Origin of the sequence: Rheinheimera texasensis DSM 17496 (assembly GCF_000711985.1) — a bacterium.
Taxonomy (GTDB): Bacteria; Pseudomonadota; Gammaproteobacteria; order Enterobacterales; family Alteromonadaceae; genus Pararheinheimera; species Pararheinheimera texasensis.
The window spans coordinates 554,391-576,693 of record NZ_KL544005.1 but is presented as its reverse complement, the minus strand read 5'-3'; the positions used below and the strand labels follow the sequence as shown (position 1 = coordinate 576,693).

19 protein-coding genes are annotated in these 22,303 nt (G+C 49.9%); 9 read left to right on the top strand and 10 right to left on the bottom strand.

Translation table 11 applies throughout. The features are described from left to right. Positions 1-92: 92 nt before the first annotated feature. Both norR and Q399_RS0113085 read left to right on the top strand, forming a co-directional pair. Entirely contained in the window at positions 93-1,685 is a 1,593-nt protein-coding gene (gene norR, locus Q399_RS0113090) for a nitric oxide reductase transcriptional regulator NorR (protein WP_051685968.1), read from the top strand. Between the two features lie 34 nt (positions 1,686-1,719). Then, positions 1,720-2,487, top strand: coding sequence for a HesA/MoeB/ThiF family protein (locus tag Q399_RS0113085; protein WP_211253325.1), 768 nt, complete (start codon positions 1,720-1,722; stop codon positions 2,485-2,487). A gap of 12 nt (positions 2,488-2,499) precedes the next feature. Here Q399_RS0113085 and Q399_RS0113080 read toward each other — a convergent pair whose 3' ends face one another. The 4 genes from Q399_RS0113080 to Q399_RS0113065 all read right to left on the bottom strand — a co-directional run bounded on the left by Q399_RS0113080 (position 2,500) and on the right by Q399_RS0113065 (position 6,258). Further along, the gene (locus Q399_RS0113080) at positions 2,500-2,886 is read right to left on the bottom strand and encodes a putative zinc-binding protein (protein WP_031569137.1); all 387 of its coding nucleotides are present in this window, start codon (positions 2,884-2,886) and stop codon (positions 2,500-2,502) included. A gap of 89 nt (positions 2,887-2,975) precedes the next feature. After that, positions 2,976-3,608, bottom strand: coding sequence for a class I SAM-dependent methyltransferase (locus Q399_RS0113075; protein WP_031569134.1), 633 nt, complete (start codon positions 3,606-3,608; stop codon positions 2,976-2,978). A gap of 135 nt (positions 3,609-3,743) precedes the next feature. Then, the gene (locus tag Q399_RS0113070; RefSeq protein WP_031569132.1) at positions 3,744-4,946 is read right to left on the bottom strand and encodes an NnrS family protein; all 1,203 of its coding nucleotides are present in this window, start codon (positions 4,944-4,946) and stop codon (positions 3,744-3,746) included. Positions 4,947-4,968: 22 nt separating this feature from the next. Then, a complete protein-coding gene (locus Q399_RS0113065; RefSeq protein ID WP_031569131.1) occupies positions 4,969-6,258 on the bottom strand; it encodes an MFS transporter in 1,290 nt (429 codons plus the stop codon). Between the two features lie 311 nt (positions 6,259-6,569). Between Q399_RS0113065 and Q399_RS0113060 the strand changes: the two genes are divergently transcribed. After that, positions 6,570-8,060, top strand: coding sequence for a NarK family nitrate/nitrite MFS transporter (locus Q399_RS0113060; protein ID WP_031569129.1), 1,491 nt, complete (start codon positions 6,570-6,572; stop codon positions 8,058-8,060). Position 8,061: 1 nt separating this feature from the next. Continuing rightward, positions 8,062-9,873 (top strand): bifunctional protein-serine/threonine kinase/phosphatase, encoded by a 1,812-nt coding sequence (locus Q399_RS0113055; protein WP_245612889.1) that lies wholly within the window; start codon positions 8,062-8,064, stop codon positions 9,871-9,873. A gap of 23 nt (positions 9,874-9,896) precedes the next feature. Here Q399_RS0113055 and mog read toward each other — a convergent pair whose 3' ends face one another. The 3 genes from mog to ubiU are packed head-to-tail and all read right to left on the bottom strand — an operon-like array spanning position 9,897 to position 12,396. Then, positions 9,897-10,433, bottom strand: a complete 537-nt coding sequence (gene mog, locus Q399_RS0113050; RefSeq protein ID WP_031569124.1) for a molybdopterin adenylyltransferase — start codon at positions 10,431-10,433, stop codon at positions 9,897-9,899. Between the two features lie 36 nt (positions 10,434-10,469). Then, complete coding sequence (locus Q399_RS0113045) at positions 10,470-11,375, bottom strand: U32 family peptidase (RefSeq protein ID WP_422784848.1); 906 nt, start codon at positions 11,373-11,375, stop codon at positions 10,470-10,472. Positions 11,376-11,412: 37 nt separating this feature from the next. Further along, positions 11,413-12,396 carry a ubiquinone anaerobic biosynthesis protein UbiU gene (gene ubiU, locus Q399_RS0113040; protein ID WP_422784852.1) on the bottom strand — a complete coding sequence of 328 codons (984 nt, stop codon included), beginning with the start codon at positions 12,394-12,396 and terminating at the stop codon, positions 11,413-11,415. Between the two features lie 298 nt (positions 12,397-12,694). On the opposite strand from ubiU, the gene ubiT reads away from it, so the two are divergent. Continuing rightward, the gene (ubiT, locus tag Q399_RS21935; RefSeq protein ID WP_157836294.1) at positions 12,695-13,186 is read left to right on the top strand and encodes a ubiquinone anaerobic biosynthesis accessory factor UbiT; all 492 of its coding nucleotides are present in this window, start codon (positions 12,695-12,697) and stop codon (positions 13,184-13,186) included. 361 nt (positions 13,187-13,547) lie between these two features. Here the strand turns inward: ubiT and Q399_RS0113030 are convergent, their stop codons facing one another. The 3 genes from Q399_RS0113030 to Q399_RS0113020 all read right to left on the bottom strand — a co-directional run bounded on the left by Q399_RS0113030 (position 13,548) and on the right by Q399_RS0113020 (position 16,484). Beyond that, entirely contained in the window at positions 13,548-13,994 is a 447-nt protein-coding gene (locus Q399_RS0113030) for a ribonucleotide reductase subunit alpha (protein ID WP_211253323.1), read from the bottom strand. 98 nt (positions 13,995-14,092) lie between these two features. Beyond that, complete coding sequence (gene nrdD / locus Q399_RS0113025; protein ID WP_084164303.1) at positions 14,093-16,000, bottom strand: anaerobic ribonucleoside-triphosphate reductase; 1,908 nt, start codon at positions 15,998-16,000, stop codon at positions 14,093-14,095. After that, entirely contained in the window at positions 15,969-16,484 is a 516-nt protein-coding gene (locus tag Q399_RS0113020) for a 4Fe-4S cluster-binding domain-containing protein (protein ID WP_051685966.1), read from the bottom strand. Before Q399_RS0113020 ends, nrdD begins: the two co-directional genes overlap by 32 nt. A gap of 424 nt (positions 16,485-16,908) precedes the next feature. On the opposite strand from Q399_RS0113020, the gene nirB reads away from it, so the two are divergent. The 4 genes from nirB (at position 16,909) to Q399_RS0113000 (ending at position 22,272) form a co-directional block, all read left to right on the top strand. After that, positions 16,909-19,488: a nitrite reductase large subunit NirB gene (gene nirB, locus Q399_RS0113015; protein WP_031569111.1), complete on the top strand. Its 2,580-nt coding sequence runs from the start codon at positions 16,909-16,911 to the stop codon at positions 19,486-19,488. Next, a complete protein-coding gene (gene nirD, locus Q399_RS0113010) occupies positions 19,485-19,853 on the top strand; it encodes a nitrite reductase small subunit NirD (protein ID WP_031569109.1) in 369 nt (122 codons plus the stop codon). The genes nirB and nirD overlap by 4 nt, the downstream gene beginning before the upstream one ends. A 123-nt stretch (positions 19,854-19,976) precedes the next feature. Continuing rightward, on the top strand, positions 19,977-20,915 hold the full coding sequence (cobA, locus tag Q399_RS0113005) for a uroporphyrinogen-III C-methyltransferase (RefSeq protein ID WP_037046121.1): 939 nt from the start codon (positions 19,977-19,979) through the stop codon (positions 20,913-20,915). Positions 20,916-21,006: 91 nt separating this feature from the next. Continuing rightward, a complete protein-coding gene (locus tag Q399_RS0113000) occupies positions 21,007-22,272 on the top strand; it encodes an alginate export family protein (protein ID WP_051685965.1) in 1,266 nt (421 codons plus the stop codon). The last annotated feature ends 31 nt before the right edge of the window (positions 22,273-22,303 follow it).

Genomic DNA, 22,303 nt, shown 5'->3' with positions numbered 1-22,303 from the left:
CTGAATCGTCATGGTGTGAATGACCCGATTGGGTATAAATGACCCTGTAAGCCCCCTCTGAGTAATAGCTAAGCAATAGGATGACTGGATAAATGCTGGATGAAAGTTTGATAGCCGATTTAGTCACTGAATTGCCGGTTGCGGTGCGGCTGGAGCGTCTGGTTATCACGCTTAAAATGCACTTCGGCTGTCATGCCGTCGCTTTGTTACAGCTTGATCAAGAAACACTAAAGCCGGTCGCATTTATCGGTCTGGTTGAAGAAGTTCGGGGTCGCCGCTTTGAAGTGTCTCAGCATCCACGTCTGGCGCAGTTAGTCGCCACCCGGCAAATTGTGCATTTTCCGCCTGACTCCAGTTTACCGGATCCCTATGATGGCTTGGTTGAATCTCATGCCGGCCAATCCTTAGCAGTGCACGATTGTATGGGGGTGTCCCTCTATGTTGAGGGGAAATGTTGGGGAGTGTTGACGCTTGATGCGCTCAGTGCCGGGACTTTCAGCCGGCTGACGGTGCTGGAGTTGCAGCGCTTTTCTTTGTTGGTAGAAGCCATTATCCGGATTGGTCAACTGGAAAACCAATTACGACAAGCAAGGATTGCAGGTATTAACCAACCTTTGCCGTTTGACAGTAAACTTGAGTCCCCTCAGGAGCTGATTGGTCAAAGCACTGAGTTCAAAGCTGTACTTTCCGAGCTTGATATGGTGGCCCGCACCGAATTGCCGGTGTTGTTATCTGGCGAGACCGGCGTGGGAAAAGAACTGTTTGCCCGACGGCTGCTACAAAAGTCGTCTCGAAAGCAAAAAGCGATGATTTACGTCAATTGTGCCGCATTGCCAGAGACCTTGGCTGAAAGTGAGTTGTTCGGCCACAAAAAAGGTGCTTTTTCCGGTGCAGTGCAGGACCGGCTTGGTAAGTTCGAGCATGCGGATGGCGGAACATTATTCTTAGATGAAATAGGTGAATTGTCTTTGTCCGTGCAAGCCAAGCTGTTGCGAGTGCTGCAAAACGGCGACATTCAGCGTTTGGGCAGTGATGATTGCCGCCGGGTGGACGTCAGAGTTGTGGCAGCCACAAACCGTGATTTGGCCGCAGAAGTTACTGCCGGTAATTTTCGTGCTGATTTATTCCATCGGCTGTCGGTATATCCCATCCATATTCCACCACTTCGTAAGCGGAAAGGCGATATCGTCTTGCTAGCGGGCCACTACCTGGAGCTGAACCGGGTGCGGCTTGGCGTGCGGGCACTGCGTTTATCCATCAGCGCCGCGCATGCGCTCGAGGTGTACCATTGGCCCGGAAATGTGCGTGAATTAGAGCACTGCATCAGTCGGGCTGCACTAAAAGCATTGTCACAAGGTGCGAGCCGGCAGGACATCATTACTTTGACGCCGCCACTATTGGAGCTTAGTGAACCATCGGCTTTTAGCCAAAGTCTTGCCGAGCCGGCTATCCAATGTAGTAAGAGTGTGTCCGAAACTGCTATCCAGCTGCCATCGGACATAGGGTTGAAGGCTGCAGTTGCGCATTTTCAGCGTGAGATGATTGTGACTGCGTTACAAGCTAGCGATGCGAATTGGTCAGAGGCAGCCAGAAAGTTAGCGCTGGACCCCAGTAATTTGCATAAGCTCGCGGTGAAACTCGGTATCAAGCAGTCTGCGAAGCATAGTGAAAGGCAGACACAATGAGCTGCAACTACTTTATCGGATAAGGAATAACGCCATGGTTACTACAATGAACAGTCTGGATTCTTTGCAGCAAACCCGCCGTTATAGCAGGCAAATTATGCTGCCAGCAATCGACTTAGATGGGCAGGAACGACTGCTGAACAGTAAAGTCTTGCTGGTCGGCATGGGGGGCTTGGGCTGTGCGGCGGCGCCATATTTATGCAGCGGTGGTGTCGGGCAGTTAACCCTGGTGGACGGCGATACGATTGATCTCACTAATTTGCAGCGTCAGATTTTATACACAGACGCAGACATCGGTAAAATGAAGGCACAAACAGCAGCGCATTGGCTTTCTCTGCAAAATCCGGACATTCGCATCGAAGCGATTTGCCAGTTTGCCGATGAAGAACTGTTAGCAGATTTGGTTGGCCGCCACGACCTGGTGCTCGATTGCACAGATAATCTGGTCATCCGCCAACAAATCAACGATGCCTGTGTACAAACAAAAACACCATTAATCAGTGCAGCAGCTATCCGCTTCGAAGGTCAGCTGTGCTGTTTCAAAAATGATGGTAGCGGGCCTTGTTATCGTTGTGTTTCCCGCCTGTTTGGCGAACAACAGTTAACCTGTCTGGAGGCTGGGATTTTTGCGCCTGTAGTTGGACTGATTGGCGTGCAACAAGCGCTATGGGCCATGTTATGGCTGTCGGGTGCGCAGGATTTACCCTGGCACCAACTCAAGATATTTGATGCACTACAAAGCCAGTGGCAGAGTTTCGGCATCTTAAAACAACAGAATTGTGGTTGCGATAAATCGCGGTGAATTTTGCAGAGCTCAGTGCAGGCCCACTTGGTTGTCTGGTAGCAATTCGCCCTGGATGTACTGCAGTAATTCATAAGCCGTGCTTAAGCTGCAATCTTGTTGCCGCGATTTTTTATAACCAAAAGACGTGACTTCAATGTGCCAGGTAGGAATCACGTCAATAGTCGACAGCGTCTGACGCACGCAATTGAGCGGACAGCCATCAAGCGCCAGCACAGGGCGCCCTGATTGCGCGACTTTGACCAAGGATTTGATTTTGCCGCCAATCCCCGCGATGCAAGACATCTCGGCAATCCCTTCTCTGTCCAGTACAACCGCTAAATCATTAGTCAGTTGTGCCACGTTTGAGCAGCCTGAACAGGCATACACCAGTGGTTTTTGCTTGGCAAAATGAGGCATCCTTAAAACTCCTGTTGAAGAATTGGACTCAGTCTGCGGCTTGGTTGAGTGTTAGAACTTGATATAAATCAAGCTGGGTTTGCACATACTCATTCAGGGGTAGTTAGTTGAATTGTTTTTTTGAAACAGCCCCAGATAAAGGACTGAGTGTTTCCTGATGGGGTGACATGGGTTTCGTAGTCGATAGAAAGAGCCTTAAAGCCATTGGCAAATTGCTGTGTCAAGGTTTGCTCATCATAGCGACAAACCGGCAAGCCACTGCATTTTTCTGGGCCATCACTGGCAAATGTACCAATGACCAATAATCCGCCCGGCACCAGCGCCTGTTGCAGCTGGGCAAGATAGGCGTTGCGCTGTGCAGCGCTGGTCATAAAATGAAACACGGCTCTGTCATGCCAGACATCGTAACCAGCGTTAGGCAATGGTAATTGCAGGATGTCACCGGTCAGCCAGCGGACCTGCTGCGCTCTATCACCAAGTCGCAGTTTAGTGGTTGCCAATGCTGAGTCAGCTAAATCCACCAGGGTCAGGTCGCAGACTCCTGCCGCCAGCAAACTATCGGCTAGTACCGATGCACCTGCACCGACATCGATGACCCGGCTAGTCTTTAGTTGTTTGCTGCGTTGCATCAGCGCCAGCGACATGCTTGCCTGCTGCTGAAACCAACTGACACTGTCACTCTTGTTGCGGCTGTAGACGCCGTCCCAATGTTGTTGACTCACCGGGTATTCCTTCTTGCTTGGCACTAATGGCCTCTAAGCTAGCGCAGACGTGGTCGGTGTGGCTATTACAATCAATAAAATTGCTTGGCTGTCACGGTAAGTAACAGATTAAACAACCCAACCGAGATGCCAATTTTAACCCGGATGTCCATCTGCACGCGGGCTGGTCAGAATTTTCCAGTAACAGAGCAGAAACAGTATAAATCCTACCGTCCAGCAAACGGCTGATAACAACAAACCGATCTGATACCACTGGGTGGATTGTAACGGCAGCAACACGCGGCATACCACTGCGGCGATCATGGCAGCAAATGCCAGTGGCATCCAGCGTGAAACTTTCAGTTGCCGGCCGGTATGTCCCAATGAAACTCTGGACATCATAGACAGAATCATCGCACCCATGGCACCAACTGTCAGCATATGGAGTGCAAGACTTTGTGCCACAGCAAAGCCTGCGTAGCGCGCTGCGAATAGCGCTAATCCAGCAGGAATACACCAATAAGCCAGATGTAAAGACCAGAGTAGTGGCTCTCGCCAGGTGATCCAGATTTTCCAGCGGGCCGCTCGCACGGCCAGCAGCGTTGCGGCGACTGTACACAATAAAAAAGGTACCTGGGTGGGGAGCCAGGATTGTAAATGGAAAAAGTGAAAGCCAAATACCGCCCAGCAGCAGCCAAGTGCAGCCCGATCCAACCAAACCAGCGAGGTAACCCGCGTGGTGCGGGTGCCGTTGGCCGTAAACATCGGTAGCACGCGGCCGCCAACAATCGCCATCACCAGCGTGATCAATAGAACCGCACTGGTAGACCCATGATTCTGTAACTGTTCATAACCCGGTGTAAGTCCAAACCACATCAGAGCATTGCAGATGGTTAACACCAGCAATAACGGAATAAAAAATAAGTTGCGATATTGTCGGGCGGCAATCAATGGTTTTGCCAGTAACCCGGCAGCCAATGGTAAAAAGCTCAAATCAATCAACATCAACATTGGTAAAGGCATTGCTACCGGCGCTGCGTTCGCCAGTCGCGCCAACAACCAGCAGGCAACTAACAGGGCCAATGGTTTGCCGTGTGGTGCACGCAGCCCGGTCCAGTTTTGCATCGCAGTCAGCAAAAATCCGGCAACAACGGCACTGCCAAAACCGAACACCATTTCATGGCTGTGCCAAAACACTAAAGGCAATGCAGGTTTGACAGTGACCCAACCGGCGAGAATGGCGCCCCACCAGGCAATAGCCAGCGCTGAAAAAAACGCAGCGCCTAAAAATAATGGCCGAAATGCCAGTCGCAGTAACACTGGAATTTTCTGCTCCTGAGCCAGATCTGTGATTTGCATAAAGTCCTCATACAACAACTATTTAATGGTCGTCGGCTAAAAAATTGTCTGCGCGGGCTTTTGCGAGAGCCAGCTGAAATTGCTCACGTTGGTTGGCAAAAAACATCAAAATCATACAAAGCGCCAGCACACCATACAGCAGCATGAAACAACCGCTGTAAATGCCTAGCAAGTCCTGAGATAAGCCAAACAGGATGGGGAGTGTGAAACCGCCGGTTGCTGCAATTGCGGAGACCATGCCGGATGCAACACCAAATTGTTGCGGGTAATAGCGATATAACAAACTATACACGCTGGCACGGCCTAAGCCCTGGGCGATGCCGACGATAAATAACAGTGCAGTGAATAGCCACACATTAATTTCAATGTGCAGCGCAACCTGCTTATCAATGCCGCGGATCACTAAATCTGTCGGCGGGTAACTTAAGAAAAACAGACAACACAGGCAAATCCAGAACACGCTCCAGTTGATGGTTCTGCTGCCAAATCGTTGCGCGAGATAGCCGCCAAGCCCACGGACCATACTGGAAGTCGCGACAAAAAACAGGGTGAAACTTAGCGCTTGTGACATCGGTAACTGATAGGCCGTCATGTAGTAATGCGGTAACCACAGCAGTAATGCCAGAAAACAACCAAACACAAAATAGTAATACAGTGAAAAACGCCAGAGCCGGCTGTCAGTAAACAAATCTCGCCAAGCTGAAATGGTTCGTTCCTGCGCGACAGGCTGCTGCAAAACTGTCGCATGCAACAGCGGATTGACCGGCGGACAAAACCAGCTGAATAAACTTAAGGCCAGCAAATTAATCCAGCCGAGCAGGATGCCGGCGTCTGATAACAGAGTGACCTGGTCCGCCACATGGCTGGCAACAAATAACGAGATTGCGGCGCCGGCATTCCCAATGCCAAAAATTCCCAGCACAAAACCTGCTTTTTGCGGCGGCACCAACAGGGTCAGATAGCGGGTTCCGAGAGTAAAGCTGACACCTGAGATGCCCAGCCAAAGCCCACAAAACAGATAGCCGGTAAAGGTTTCGACGTAACTGAGCAGAAAAAGTGGCGGTGTTTGCAGAAGTAACAAGATTTGCCAGAGTTGGCGTGGGCAAATCCGGTCCGCCAGAATACCTGCGGGCAGGCGCAATAATGCTCCAGATAACATCGGGCTTGCCAATAACAGGCCTAATTCAGTGCCACTGAGTTGCCATTGGTCCTGCAATAACAAACCTGCGGCGGCATACCAGGTCCAGACAGCAAAACACCAGCCAAAAGTCATAGTGGCGGCAATCACAACAGGCCACGGCAGCTTGGTCATGTTATTTCCCAGTCTGAAAGTTGATGGTAGCAATGCTATCGCAACCGGTATCAATACGCTGTCTGAGTAAAGAGGTACTCCGCAATTGCCATCTTTAACAATGCGAGCAATCAACCTAACCCCAAAGGAGTAGTTTTTGCTGCTTTTCCCCGCGTCTGCCGTTGGGTAGGGGCTACCTAGTTGTAGGTATACTCGATATTAATCAACAAGATAGCAGTTAAATACTTTGATGTCGGTCAAAGGAAATGTCCATTAGGCTACCTAAAGTGATGCTGAATTTATAAATAACTGGGATGCCAGTGGAGGACATTATGGCGAGTACCGCCCATGGGGGCGCTGGCAAAGTTGAGTTACTGAACTTTGCCGACCCGAAGATTAAAACTTTACACTTAACCTGGTTTGCGTTCTTTCTGACCTTTGTCATGTGGTTTAACCACGCGCCAATTCTGGCAGATCTGAAGCAGGCATTAAGTCTGACCGATGCACAGATCAAAGCATTGTTGATTCTCAACGTGGCGCTGACAATTCCGGCGCGGATTGTGGTTGGCATTCTGGTCGATAAATTCGGCCCGCGCATTATGTACAGTGTACTGCTGTTTTTATCGTCGATTTTCTGCCTAGGCTTTGCTTTTGCTAATTCTTTTGAAAGTCTGGCGCTGTTTCGCTTTTTATTGGGGTTTGTCGGCGCAGGCTTTGTAATTGGCATTCGCTTAGTCAGCGAATGGTTCCCGTCTCATCAGGTGGGCACCGCAGAAGGCATCTACGGCGGCTGGGGCAATTTTGGCTCGGCTGCTGCCGCAATGACCTTGCCGACTATTGCTTTGATGTTTGGTGGCGCAGAAGGTTGGCGCTATGCACTGGCAAGCGTTGGTATCTTCAGTATGGGTTACGCATTGGTGTTTTATTATGCTGCACGCAATACACCAAAAGGCTCAGTGTATTTTAAACCGAAAAAATCCGGCGCGATGGAAGTAACCAGCTGGGGTGATTTATGGTTACTCATTATAATGAACATCCCGATGTATCTGGCTTTGGCGATGTTGGCCTGGAAAATGTCTCCTGCCGGCGTCAACCTGTTCAGCACAGCTTACATGGAAGCGATTTGGATTGGACTAGTGGTGCTGTTTGTTATCCAGACCCATCAGGTATGGCGGATCAATGCAGAGCACTTGCGCAAAGGTGTGCCTGAGCACGAAAAGTATCCATTCAAGCAAGTCGCCATTTTGGACGTGGCATATTTCACTACTTTCGGTTCTGAGCTCGCTGTTGTTTCGATGTTGCCATTGTTCTTCCTCGAAACATTTAGCAGTCTGACCCCCGTAACAGCAGGTCTTCTGGCTTCAGGTTATGCCTTTATGAATCTGGTTTCGAGGCCGCTTGGTGGCTGGTTCTCTGATAAATTCGGCCGTCGCAAAAGTATGGTGTTGTTGATTGGTGGTTTAGCAGTTGGTTATTTGCTGATGGGGACTATCAATAGCAGCTGGCCAATTGCTGCCGCAGTGATCCTGTGCATGACTTGCAGTTTCTTTGTACAAGGTGGTGAGGGCGCAGTATTTGCAATAGTCCCGCTGATTAAGCGTCGGATGACCGGACAAATTGCCGGGATGGCAGGTGCGTACGGTAACGTAGGTGCTGTCGTCTATCTGACAATTTTCAGTTACGTTGATTACGCAACGTTCTTCTACATGATTGGTGGTACCGCCTTGATTGGTCTGGTTTCTGTGATGTTCCTGGCAGAACCAAAAGGCCATCTGACCGAAGTAGATGAAGACGGCAACGTGCATCATATTCAGGTCAGTTGAGATGGAAAAAGCGACGTTGATGGCAAATGAAGGTATGGCAGAGTGGGAACCTACTGTTCAAACCAATTGGCCACAGAGCGCGGTAGCCAGCAGCCAGCAATTGTTGATTGAAACCACAGGCAGCAGTATTGCCGGTGGTAAAGTACCGAATGAGGATGCGATTTGCCTGTCGCCTGAACTCACAGCGCATGCCCAAATTTATAAAGGATTTGCGTTGGCGCTGGCAGACGGAGTCAGCTCTGCAGAGGCAGGAGCCAGCGCAAGTCTATACGCCTGTACAAGCTTTGTTGCCGACTACTACAAAACGCCGGATAGCTGGAGCACTGATCACAGTGCGGCAACGGTTCTGACGTCTATCAACAGCACTTTGTATCAGCGTTCACATCAATATCAGCAAGATGACCGCGGCCACTTATGCACTTTTACCGGATTGGTGTTGAAATCAGCAACGGCCCGTTGGTTTCATATCGGTGACAGCAGGCTGTATTTGCTACGAGCAGGCAAACTAAGGCAAATCAGCACAGATCACACGACCAAACTCTCCGAAAACCGTCAGTTTTTGGGGCGGGCACTAGGCATGGATGAACAGGTACAGTGGCAACACGGCTCGCTGCCACTGGAAGTTGGCGATTTGTTTTTGCTGTGTTCGGACGGTCTCAGTGATTTTGTATCCGACGCCGATATTAGCGGCATTCTGCTCGCTGCGCAGTCCTTGCAGCAGCAAGTTGATGCTTTATTGCAGGCAGCACAACACAGTGACGACAATATCAGTGTGGTGCTGGCTAAAGTCTGGCAACTCCCTGATGAATCATTAGACGATTACAACGATCGCCTGACACGGCTGCCGTTTTTGCCGGCACTGGAACCGGGTATGAAGGTTGATGGTTATGAGGTACTCAGGCCTTTATTTGCCAGCGCCCGTAGCCACTTATATCTGGTCCGTGATTTGGCGGATAACACAGAGATGGTACTGAAAACACCATCGCAAAACTTTGCCGACGACAGTGCTTATATTGAACGTTTTATCCGTGAAGAGTGGGTCGGTCTGCGTATTGATCACCCGGCCGTGGTTCGGGTGTTCCGGCAACAACGGCCCCGTACTTTTTTGTATTACCTGATGGAATATCTGCCCGGTGATTCGCTCGATTGTTACCTGACCACTCAACCACAACCAATGCGGCCTGCAATAGCTATCGCTCTGTTGCGGCAAATTGCTGAGGCGCTTAGCGCTTTTCATCAGCTCGGAATCATTCATCAGGACTTAAAACCCGCCAATATTATGCGCTTAAGCGATGGTCAGCTGAAGATTGTCGATTTTGGTTCCGCTTATGTGCCCGGTCTTGCCGAGCTCTATTCACCATTAACTCAGGAACTGGCGCTTGGCACTGCCTGTTATTCAGATCCGCATTATCTGCATGGCCATAATTCCGGCGAACAAGGCGATGTCTATGCACTGGCGACTATTGCATATGAGCTGTTTACTGGCAGTCTGCCATACGGTGATAAAGTTGAAGATTGCAGTTCATTAGCTGACTATCAGCGCCTGCGTTATCAAAGCGCGCGTAACCATAACAGCAGGATCCCGCTTTGGTTTGATCGCGCTTTGCAAAAAGGCGTGAGCTTTGATTTATCCGAGCGATATTTGCATATCAGTCAGCTGATGCAGGATTTACAGCATCCCAACCCATTATTTTTGCATCAGCAAGTGACTCAGGCGCAGAAGAACAATAAGTTGTTGTTCTGGCAATTAATGAGCGGATTTTGGTTTATCACCTTTATCCTTCTTTTTTGGCTATTTAGCTTACGTAGTTAAACCAGCAGACAAGCAAATAGTGCTCAGGCTTTTGGCCTGAACACTTTAATAATTGCCGGGTTACACTCCAGATAAGGCCCTTCCATCAAGTCAATGCAATATGGGATTGCTGGAAACACTGCATCGAGACACTGACGAATAGCACTGGGTTTCCCTGGTAAATTCACAATCAACCGCTGACCGCGCAAGCCAGCCGTTTGGCGGGATAAAATCGCAGTGGGAACAAATTTCAAGGATTCGGCACGCATCAGTTCACCAAAACCCGGCATCATCCGGTCGCAGACCGCCTCGGTTGCTTCAGGCGTGACATCCCGTTTGGCAGGGCCTGTACCGCCGGTGGTCACCACGAGGCAACATTGCTCCTCATCCGTCAGCTCAATCAGTGTCTGTTCTATCAGTGCCTGTTCATCTGGGATAAGCCGGTAAACTTTTTCCCAAGAGCAAGTTAAATATTCTGCGAGAGTTTGTTCAATTGCTTTACCTGAGATGTCGTCGTAAATCCCCTGTGAGGCCCGGTCACTGACCGTTAGAATTCCAATCCGTATCTTGCCGTTTTTCATAAATTCGAGGTGCTCATTCAGTTAAAACTTGAGGACTCATTCAATACTGGGTCCGTGTTGGTTAAACCCGGCAAGACGATGCCAGTAGCCATTCACTTCATTTGCCCGCAGGGGCGATGCAACACCATGACTGAACTGGCTTAGTTTTGCCATAAATTCGTCCGGGTCAGGGCTCAGCCGGACATAATTCACTAGACCCTGCATTGAATGCAGGTCGTTTTGCAAATTGTATTTTGCCCCGGACTGCGTCTGAATACCGTTTAACACAAACAATGGTTGTCCTTCCTGACTGGTACTGAGCCGCCCGGTTGGATATTTAATACAACAGAGCTGACAATCATCTTTATGCCTGTTTTCCGAGCGCGCGGTAAAGCAGCGACCGGACCAGGCCAGTGGCAGGTGGCCATAAGCAAAAACTTCAATTTCCAGCTGCTGACGAATAGAATCCAGTGCCGGTTGGGACAATAGGGTCTGCAGCCAGTCGCGGGATAATTCTACCGGCACCACCCAGCGTCGCATGCCCAGTTGCCACAGTTTCAGCACACTTTGCTCGTTATACAGACTGAGAGCTGCGCCACCGACAAAAGGCAGCTGCTGGCTGGATAGATAATGGGCTGTCCCCAAATCATTGGCTTCGACCATAAACTGGCCCTGGGTGGTCAACTGCTGCAGAGCGCGCAGGTCAGCTTGGCTTTCCAATAATGTCAGGCCGGATAAGACGACTTGCTTGCCAGCCTCCTGCAGCATTTGCGCAGTACGCAGATAGTCGGCAAAGCTGAATTCACGTCTTTTGCTACAGACCGTTTCGCCAAGATAAACGACAGTCGCTGAGCTATCCGCGATTTGCTGATAAAACTGTTCAAGCTGAAGTTTTGGCCAATAGTACAAAATGGGGCCGACACTGACTTTTGGCACCATAGTTTGGTCGAAACATGCAACCACAATGTGCTCCTATGAATAGACAATCGGTTTTTTGAGGTTATTTCCAGTGCCGGTGATAAGCACCCAAGGTGGTTTGACTGCCTTCTGATAGCCCAGTCAGCACAGCTTGCCAGCTCTCTTGGGTCTGAAACTTGTCTGGTGCCGCTTTGACGTTATCAATCGCAGCCCGCCAGACCTTCGTAAGAGCCCGGACATAAGCCGGGCTACGTTGCCGGCCTTCAATTTTCAGCGATGCTATACCTTCACGATGCAGCAGTGGCAGTAGCTCTAAAGTATTGAGACTGGTGGGTTCTTCCAGCACATGATAGCGTTCGCTATCGACATCAAACCTGCCTTTGCAGAGGGTCGGGTAGCCTGCAGTTTCATCGACGTTGAAACGGTCAATCAACACATTGTTTAACCTGGACTCTAATTGACCTGCTTGCTCCTGCCACCTTACAAACGCTGCTGGCGAACAAGCCCCTGCGGTATTGGGCGACTCACCGGTCAGATATGAACTCAAATAACAACGGCCCTCCGCCATAATACACAGGCTGCCAAAAGCAAAGACTTCAAGTTCCAGCGTGGTCTGACGTGCCAGGGCCCGAACCTGTTGCAAGGTCAGAACACGGGGCAACACTGCGCGGCGGATGCCAAACTGTTGATAAAACTCCAGTGCGGCAAGATTTGTCGCACTGGCTTGCACCGACAGATGTACTTCTGTATCTGGGTAACGGTTTTGTGTGTACTCCAACAGCGCAATATCAGCCAGGATCAGGACGTCAGCGCCGGCGGCTACTGCGATGTCTATCGTACGCTGCCATCGGATGAGTTGGCCCGGATGAGCAAAGGTATTGATAGCAACGTGTAACTTTCGTTTGGCCTGATGAGTAAATTGAACGGCATCTTTTAGTTGCTCTGGGGTGAAGTTTAAGCCGGCAAAATGCCGCGCATTGGTATCATTATTGATGCCAACATAAACCGCGTCCGCGCCCTCATGGATTGCTGCTTTTAGCGCTGGCATAGAGCCCGCCGGACACAGTAGCTCAAGTAATGGGGCGGCTGACTTCGTTACTGCCTTGGTTAGTAATTCATGAGCCTCTGTATATGTGCGACTTCGTGAGCTATCCATGCAGGTTTACCTCTTTGTTGTTATGGGCACTTGCCAGCGAATTTGGCACTATGGCGCCATTATAAAGACGCGGCTGCAGAGGTGGCGGATGCAAAACGGGTATCGGTGTTTTACACCCAAAGAGGTAGTTCGATGCCTTGGGTTTAAGGTTGGCAATTTTTTGCTGCCGAAAATCCCGACGCCGGAATCTGTTGTTGGGCGATGGCTGTTGAAACATCGTCAATATGGCCTGGCTATGCTCAGAGCTACAGAGCAAAGACTTCCGGCAACAATCCGAACTACCGTATTAAAGCAGGCACTGAGACAGATATTTGGCAGAGTTGCGCAACAGGGCACTCTCGACTTTTTGTGCGGCAAACGTCTGAGTATTGAAGTACCGGATTTACAATTGCACTATGACCTTGGTCTTAATGCACAAAGACAGTTCTGGCTGGCAGCGGCCGGTTCTTCAGCCGAGCCATGTACAGGCGAGGTGTTATTTCGGGCAAACAGTAACGAGCTGTTGTTATTGCTGAGCCAGCAGGTGGACCCCGATACTTTGTTTTTCCAACGACGTCTGACCATCATTGGCGACACTGAACTGGGTCTGCAATTGAAGAATTTTCTGGACACGCTCGAGCCAGACAACCTGTTGCCTACTGCAATCATGTTATGGCTGCAGGAAATTGCAAAAACGAAGCAGGCGCCGACGCAAAATTAGCTGGCGCCAGGCGTTTTCTGAAGCTGTGTATTGCTGCTTTGTGTTTGTTACATTGAGTTGAGCTGGCGACCAAGCAGCTTTGGTGCCGGGATAGCAGGTTTATGTCAATTACGGACGTTTAAAAATCCGTAGGGGTAGTCAGGTCGTCACATGATTGCGCCAACCCGAATTAGTCGAACTCCGTGGATTGCGGGCAGGGACAGGCTCTACCCCTACGGACTTTCAGAATTCTGCTTTTCGGTCAAAGTCGCCATTTTCAAAGGGTACTAACCTTGTGCGCTAAAGGCGGTACTTTGCGCGATTCGCACCCAGCAGTTTCGCCTTGAGTCTGGATCTGGTTAGTGTGCCGGCAGCTGCACGCTCAGCTCAGACTGACCAGCTCCCCTTGTTTATTAAAGGTCAGAAACTCGGCAATAATGCCGGACTGGATTTTATTAAGCATCAGTCTCAGGGGCTGAATTGCTTCGTCGCTATTCGGCGCAATGCCGGCCCGGCCGGACATACTGGCGACGAAGGCGATATCCCAGTCGACGCCGGTCTGCACTGATTCCGCAACTAAACTGGCAAAATCCGCGACCTCAGACGGCAGTTTGTCGACACAAAGGACCGGCTCCAAAGCACCGCCGTTGCCTTGCAGAAAGTGTTGGTGTTGTGTTTCGGTATAGCCGTTTGGCAATTCGGCCCGCGCCAGCACCCAAAGCAAGCGTTGTGGTTCCGATTGGGCATTGGCCATGCTGATAAAGCTGGCGTAGCTGTCGATATTGGCCTCAGCGGCGGGCTTGGGCTGGGAATGGTGGGCACAGCTCATGATGTGAACCTTGTCATCTTGTTTGCAATCATATTGCCGGCAGCATAGCAAAACAGTCATGAGCAAACTGCTCCCCGAAAGGAGCAGTTGAATACTCATTAGGGAGTAGGAGTTTCTGATTGAAGTTCTAATGCTCGATTCCTGCTTTCAGCTGTCTGCTTTTGTTTTACTGATATGGATTGCAGGTGATAATGCCTGCGATGATGCTCAGCCCGACGTGCTTTACTAAAAGCCGACACTCGTTTCAGGTAACCAATGACACGAGTCCCGTAATCAATATCGTCGCTCCCGCACTTCGAGCAAGCTGTCAGTGTACGCTTATCTATGTGTTCACAGCAGTTGCACAAGGTGATGCGGACGTTGACACAAAAGTAGTTACAGCCGGTTTTTGCCGCTAAATCCAACAGAGCTAAATTACCCTTCGCATGCAGTTTTTCTTCGAGATTCAGATGCAGCGCTGAGCCACCATCGAGATACTCCAGTAGGGTATTACCATGCAGGACAAACTTGTCTAACAAGTTACTTTCCTCGTCTTCAACCAGATAGAAGTAGGAGTTATAGCAATCCCGTTTCACCATGTAGCCGTCGGCCCGGTCCCATTTGGCGTTTTTTACCCCCAGATTTTCTGCCGGTACAAATTCGGTATTAAACATATAGCCATAGTCCGCACGCGCTTGCCGGTTCGCGTCATAAATTACTTTCAACTGCTCACGGACAAAATCCAGATAAGGTGCATTATTGCCCGGAGTGAGACCAAGAAATTCTGCAGCTTCAGTCATGCCATTAATACCAATAGTCAGGAACTGTTTATCGAGGCTGATAAATCCGGCATCGTACACCGTGAGCAGACCGGCATTTTTGTATTCTTCCATCAAGGCACGATAGGCCACCTGATAACGCTGAATTTTGCTGACTTCTGTTGCGAGGTCACGACCATCCTGGATCAGCCGGTTCATATTCAGCGTGATCACATTGATAGAACCGGTGGCAACACCGCCTGCACCTAATGAATAGGAAAAAGTCTTATCGCTGATTTCACTGCGTAAACGACAGCAGGATGCTAAAGAATCAGCATTTTCAGACAGATAAACAAAAAAGCTGTTGGCCTGCGCCATCTCATCTGCAATGTGGCTGGCGAACTCGCGGTCTTTGCATTGTTGATTCTCTGTCAACATCGCCACCGTCACCACTGGAAACGTCAGGACTGTTTTCATCCTTTCCAGGTTAAACCAGCGTAAGAAAAACAGTTGCAGGGCCTGCACACTGTGCCAATCCGGCTTAGTGAAATCGGGAAAGACAAAGTCACTAAACATCGCGGAAAAATAATGTTGGTCGTAGACCGAGATGTTCCAGAACACGCTCTGATAGCCACGTGCCGCCGCTGGTTGATTTAGCGCGTAGACCACATGCTGTAAGTGGTTTTTAATTTGATGACGGTGTGTTGTCAAATAATCATCGCCGTAATCTTTGCGGGCAAAATAGTCAAAATAGGTGAGGAATTCGACGGTTGCGACTGCGCCGGCAAACTGACTCGATACGGCAAAAACAAAATTAACAAAGCAACCGCAGAAAGATTCCAGGTGTTTTGGTGCCTGTGATTCTCCACCCAGTTTGGTCAAGCCATCCAATAAAAATGGATACATGGTGACAGAGACGCAATAGGGTTTCAGGCTGGTTTCGTCATGAACGTAGATTTCATGAGCTTCAATCTGCCGGTGATATTCATCTGCCAGCGGCTGACCGAATAAACTGGCAATTTTGCTGCTGACCAAAGCGCGATTGACCTGAATAAAACAGTCTTTCATCAGCTCGGCTTCCAGCGTAGCGATGTTTTTCTGTGTCACATTGGCGTTGGCATCCAGTTTCGAGCCATCAGCCGGGTTCGCGGCTGATACATATTGCTGAATAAATTCGAGTTTTTGAGCGAGTTGATCCGGTGGCAGCACTTGCATGATGATTTCCTTTTTTAAGTTTTTATTGAGGTGAAAAAGCAGGCACTGCGGCATAAGCAGGTGCCGGTGTTGGCCATAGCAATGGATTCAGACACAGCTGACGCTGTAAATCGTATAAGCGTTGATTACTGCTGGGGTTATTGAGGCCACCCAGTTCTGCCTGCCAGGGGCCGGTTTTGACATAATCCAGCAGGGGCCGCAGCACTGCAGGACAAAAGGCAAGACCAGTATACAGAGCGGTCCGTAACCCCATTTTTCTACACTTATCCAGCAGTTCTGCAAGGGATGCGGCTTGCCATTCACCGCCCATAAACAGCACACAGCTCAAAAGCCCCCGGTATTTTTCACAGTCTGAATTTAGCCGGTCTAGGGTCAATGGCTCGCCATTTGCTGCGGACCAACTGTCGCTGCTGTGGCAGCCTTTACAACCCAGAGTACAGCCACTGATCAGATAGGCCAGGCTGACTTCCCCAGGGATCTCCTGCAACAAAATTTCGCAGGCCGTGGTGTTGAGCTGATTTGGACTTGAAGATCCCATATATGGTGTTCTTCTGTTTTTTTTGATACTAGATATGGTGTTTAGGTTAGGCTTTGCCTGTAGCTGGAATTTGATCCAGATCAAAGATTGCTCCAAACCGAAGCCTGATACCCCATCAGGAGTAGTTGCTGCTAACTGGTGCACAGCTTCCCCAAAAAAGTGCAAAAAGCCTGAGGAGCTCAGAGGGGGGATTTAGATTTATTCAGTAAATTCAAAAACATATTAAATTGGCCCGATTACTGCTTTCACTCTTTTATCTGGTAACGACCGGTTGGTCACACATTTCAGGCAGAGCGAGACTCTGCCCCGGCAAAGAAGCCCAAGTTGAACCTGCAAAACAGTAGGGGAGACCTGGGCTTTTTTTATTGTCTGCAAATGACAGTCCGTGGGCACGCTCAGCAAGCAAAGGCAAGGGGAAAGCAGCATGCAACAGACATTTCAGGACACAGTGAAGGCGCAGATCCTGGTGATCGGCAACGGAATGGTTGGACATCATTTTATTGAACAATTACGCCAGCGCGATGCCGGCTGCAGTGTGACTGTATTGTGTGGTGAGCCTCAGTTGGCCTATGACCGGGTCTATTTGTCCTCCTACTTTACTGGCACGCCTTTCTCCGAACTGTTGATGTCGACGGAACAATGGTATCAGGAGCAGCAAGTAGATTTACAACTGAACTGTTGGGTCGAGCGAATTGTTCCTACAGAACGCCTGGTTTATTGTCGTGATGGCAGGGTGTTCTCATATGAGAAGCTGGTATTAGCGACAGGCTCATATCCTTTTGTACCGCCCATTCCAGGCAATGACCAACCGCATTGTTTGGTTTATCGCACTTTACAGGATTTACAGAACATCGAAGCGAGCGCCGCTCAAAGCAAAGTCGGCGTAGTGATTGGCGGTGGTTTGTTAGGGTTAGAAGCAGCCAATGCGCTAAAACAGCTTGGCCTTGAGACTCATGTGGTCGAATTTGCGCCGCAGTTGATGGCGGTGCAACTTGATCAAGCCGGTGGTGCTTTACTCGCGCAGAAAATTCAGCAACTAGGGGTTACGGTGCATACCGGCAAGGCCACACAAGCCATTGCACCGGGTACTCAATATCGCTATCAGCTGCAGTTTGCCGATGGTTCAAGGCTTGAAACTGATTTGGTGTTGTTTTCTGCGGGCATCAGGCCTTATGACCAACTGGGGCGCTCAAGCGGGCTCGTCGTTGGTGAGCGAGGTGGTATTGTCATTAACGACCTGTGTCAAACTTCTGATCCGAGTATCTATGCCATTGGCGAATGTGCGTTATGGCAACAAAAAATATTCGGTCTGGTCGCACCCGGTTATCAGATGGCGCGGGTTGTTGCCGATCGACTGGTAAATCAACAACAGGCTACGCTGACTTTCAGCGGTGCAGATATGAGCACCAAACTTAAGCTGCTGGGTGTGGAAGTCGGCTCTATTGGTGATACTCATGCGAGAACACCTGGCGCAATGAGCTACCTCTTTACCGATCCGAAAGCTGGTCACTATAAAAAACTGGTCGTCAGCCCAAATGGCAAAAAGCTCTTAGGCGCTGTGCTGGTCGGAGACACCAGCGGCTACGATACCCTGCTGCAATATGCTCTGAATGAGATGCCGCTGCCGGCAAATCCAGAGCAGCTGATATTGCCAGCGTCGGGCCAAACGGCATTACCGGCATTAGTGTTACCAGATAGCGCGACCATCTGCTCCTGTCATAACGTCGCCAAAGGAGACATTGTCGGTGCCATTGGCGCAGGTGTCTGTGACCTCGCCAGCATTAAACATTGCACCAAAGCTGCAACCGGCTGCGGTGGTTGCAGTGCATTACTGAAATCTGTGGTTGATGAAGAACTCAAAGCCCGTGGCGTAGAAGTCAGCAATCATTTATGCGAGCACTTTGCCTATTCACGCCAAGAACTGCTGCACCTTATCCAGGTTGAGGGGCTTACAACGTTCTACCAAATTCTGAGTCAACACGGCAAGGGGCATGGCTGCGAGATATGCAAACCAACGATAGGATCATTGCTTGCCTCTGTATACAACGAATATGTGCTGAAAAAACCACATGTTGGTTTGCAGGATACCAACGACACATTCCTCGCCAATATGCAAAAAGACGGTTCATATTCGATAGTCCCACGCATAGCCGGTGGCGAAATTACTGCGGATAAACTGATTGTCATTGGTCAGGTCGCCAAGGATTTTAATTTGTATTGCAAAATCACCGGTGGCCAGCGTATCGACTTGTTTGGCGCGCGTTTAGAACAGTTACCCCAAATCTGGCGGTTACTGGTCGATGCCGGTTTTGAAACCGGCCATGCCTATGGCAAATCTTTGCGTACTGTAAAATCCTGTGTTGGCAGTACCTGGTGTCGATATGGCGTGCAGGACAGTGTGGGTCAGGCCATTGCTATTGAAAACCGCTACAAAGGCCTGCGTGCACCACACAAAATCAAAATGGCGGTATCTGGTTGCACCCGGGAGTGCGCCGAAGCACAAAGCAAAGACATCGGTATTATTGCCACAGAACGCGGCTGGAATTTGTACGTTTGTGGGAACGGTGGCATGCGTCCACGCCATGCCGATCTTTTTGCCACCGACTTAGACACCAACACTCTTATCAGTTACATCGATCGCATCCTGATGTTTTACATCAAAACAGCCGACCGCCTGACGCGGACATCCGTGTGGCTCGAGAAGCTGGACGGTGGGCTCGCATACTTGCAAGACGTTGTGATCAACGACAGCCTTGGCATTGCTGCTGAGCTCGAAGCCCAAATGCAACGCTTGGCAGGAACATACGCTTGTGAATGGAAAGCAACGCTTGACGATCCGCAAGCACTAAAACGTTTCAGACATTTTGTAAATAGTGATAAGGCCGATTCGAACATTTTGTTTGTCGAAGAGCGCGCCCAAATCCGCCCGGCGACGGCAGAGGAAAAGCAGCAATTTCAGCTTCAAATCCCAGTTAAAAATCTGACAGAGGAGAGTATCGCATGAGCTTTCAGGAGATCTGTAGTCTCGACGATTTGGTCGAAAATAGTGGTGTTTGTGTGTTAGTGGCAGAGCAACAGGTTGCACTGTTCTGGTTGCGTCCCGACGACTCTGGCGGGACAGGGGAATTGTTTGCCGTCGGTAATTTTGATCCAGTTGGTGGTGCCAATGTGTTATCACGCGGCATTTTAGGTTCTGTTGGCGACAAGCTGGTGGTCGCATCGCCCTTGTACAAACAACATTTTTGTTTGCGCACCGGCCAGTGTTTGCAAGACCCTTCGTTGAGTGTTCCTGTGTATCCGGTGATGTTGTCTCATCACAAGGTCCTGATTGGCAGCCAACCGGTCGCGGTAGACGCTGTCGCAGCCTGATCATGCAATGCTTCACAGGTCTAGCGATAAATTAAAGTAACTATTTAAAGCGACAGGGTATACCGGCTTTTTTACGGATGCAGCAACAGCAAAAAGGCGCAAGACCAGCTGCGGGAGAGTGATATGAGTGTACTAAGTTTTTTCCAGCAAGCTGGCCTAAATTTGCGCCAGTTTGGTAATAGCTTTGGCAGCAACCTCGGTGATTATATTGCTGGTGCGACCCGACGCACAGTCCCGCTGCCGGCTGGCGGCGAAACGATTCCCGGAGTCTATTTGCTTGGCGCAGGACCTGGCGATCCGGAGCTGTTAACGCGAAAAGGTGAACGGTTATTGCGCGCTGCAGATGTCGTTTTGTATGACAATCTGGTATCCCCTCAAGTGTTAGCGTTGTGCAGACGTAGTTGCCAACAGATATACGTCGGTAAACGCGCCGGTCAGCACGCGATGCCACAAGCTCAAATCAACCAGCTATTAGTTGAATACGGCAGGCTCAGCGTCACGGCAGACAAAGTGATCGTCCGCCTCAAAGGCGGTGATCCGACTATTTTTGGCCGGGTCAGTGAAGAGGCCGAAGCGCTGGAACAGGCCGGATTACGTTTTGCCATAGTCCCTGGAATCACCAGTGCTTGTGCTGCCAGTGCCTATAGCGGAATTGCGTTAACAGCCCGTGGTCAGGCAACTGCAGTACAGTTTTTGACGGCACAGTTTGCCGATCCCAGTCGCCAGCCAGATTGGCACAACTATCGCTATCAATATGGCAATAATCCCACTTTAGTGGTGTACATGGGATTAAACCGTCTTAATGAGTTGTGCCTTGGCCTGATGAATGTCGGCTGGCCCGGTGAAATGCCGGTTGCCTTGCTTGATCAAGTGAGTACCGATGCTCAACAACAACTGACCGGAAATCTAGCTGATATCTGTGCCCGTTATGCCTGCCACCAGCGAGGAGCCAATCCGTTGTTGGGTCCAACATTGATTGTTATTGGACTGGTTGTCAGTACGCCAATGGCAGTCTCCCCAGCCTTGCTAAAGGTCCCTGAAAACCTGCTGCAGGTCTTTTAAATCTCAGGCCAAAGGCCATGTAAACCGCACAAAGTTGTCGGATTGACCTCCGAGGCATTGTGTCGCCAAAAAACTGCAAAAAGGAGCGTTTATGATGGCTTTAACACCTGTAACAACCGGGCGAAAAAATAAATTCACCTTATATATGAACCTGCACGTGGCGGCGCTGGCTTTACTGCCGCTGTCCTTAGCTGCGCAAACAACACAACCCGTGTCTAAAGTCGCGCCAGCAACAGCAGCGACGTTAAAAGCCGGGCAACAAAGTGTCAATTGGCTATTTCGTTATCGATTGGAAAGCGTTGATCAGGCTGGACTGGCTGAAAACGCCCTGGCCAGTACCTTGCTATCGCGACTGACTGTACTGCAGGGGATCACTGACCAATTCAGCGCTGGCGTTGAGTTTGATTATGTCGCCGAGCTGGGGGATACCAGCTACAACAATAGTTTCAACGGTAAAACACAATATCCGTTGATTGCAGACCCGGCAGGCAGTGATTTAAATCAGGTGTTCGTGCAATACCAGCATCAAGGCCATCAGCTGAAAATAGGCCGGCAAAAGCTGGCGCTTGGTAATGAGCGTTTTGTTGGTAGCGTGGGCTGGCGGCAAAACGAACAGACTTTTGATGCGATTCGCTATCAGACTCAGCTCAGTTCAGCAGTCAAAATGGATTACAGCTTCAGTAACAGAGTCAACCGGGTCTTTGGTAGCAAGAGTCCGCAAGGTGATTGGCGTAGCAATATTCATTTGCTGGATCTGAATTACGCCATCTCCGCCACACAGCAATTAAAAGCCTATGCCTATGATATGGACTTCCGCGAAGCACCGCTGCAGTCGAACCGGACTTTGGGCATGGACTATCAGCAAAGTGGTCAGACAGGCGCACTCAGTTGGCAATGGGCTGCGGCAATCGCAACGCAACAGGAAGCTGCCGATAATCCGAAGTCTTACCGGGCTTCTTACCAGAATATCGAAGGCCAGATTAGCTATCAGTCTTATGTCTTTGGAGCTGGTTATGAAAAACTGGGCTCAGGCAATGGCGTGGGTTTTACCACGCCATTAGCAACTTTGCATAAGTTTCAGGGATTCGCGGACAAGTTCCTCAACACTCCGGCGAATGGTGTGAAAGACCTTCAGCTCAAGGCCGGTTATGTGCAACCAAAATGGGACTTACAGTTGCAATATCACTGGCTGGATGCAGCAATAGGAAATATGGACTTCGGCACTGAACTCAATGCAACGCTGCAATACAAATTCAGCCCGAAGTATGGTTTGCTAGTAAAAGCTGCGCAGTATGATGCCAAACACTTTTTGACAGATACCAGCAAGTACTGGATACAGCTGTTAGCCAAGTTCTGACAAATCAATTGCTCAACGACTGCCCGTGTTG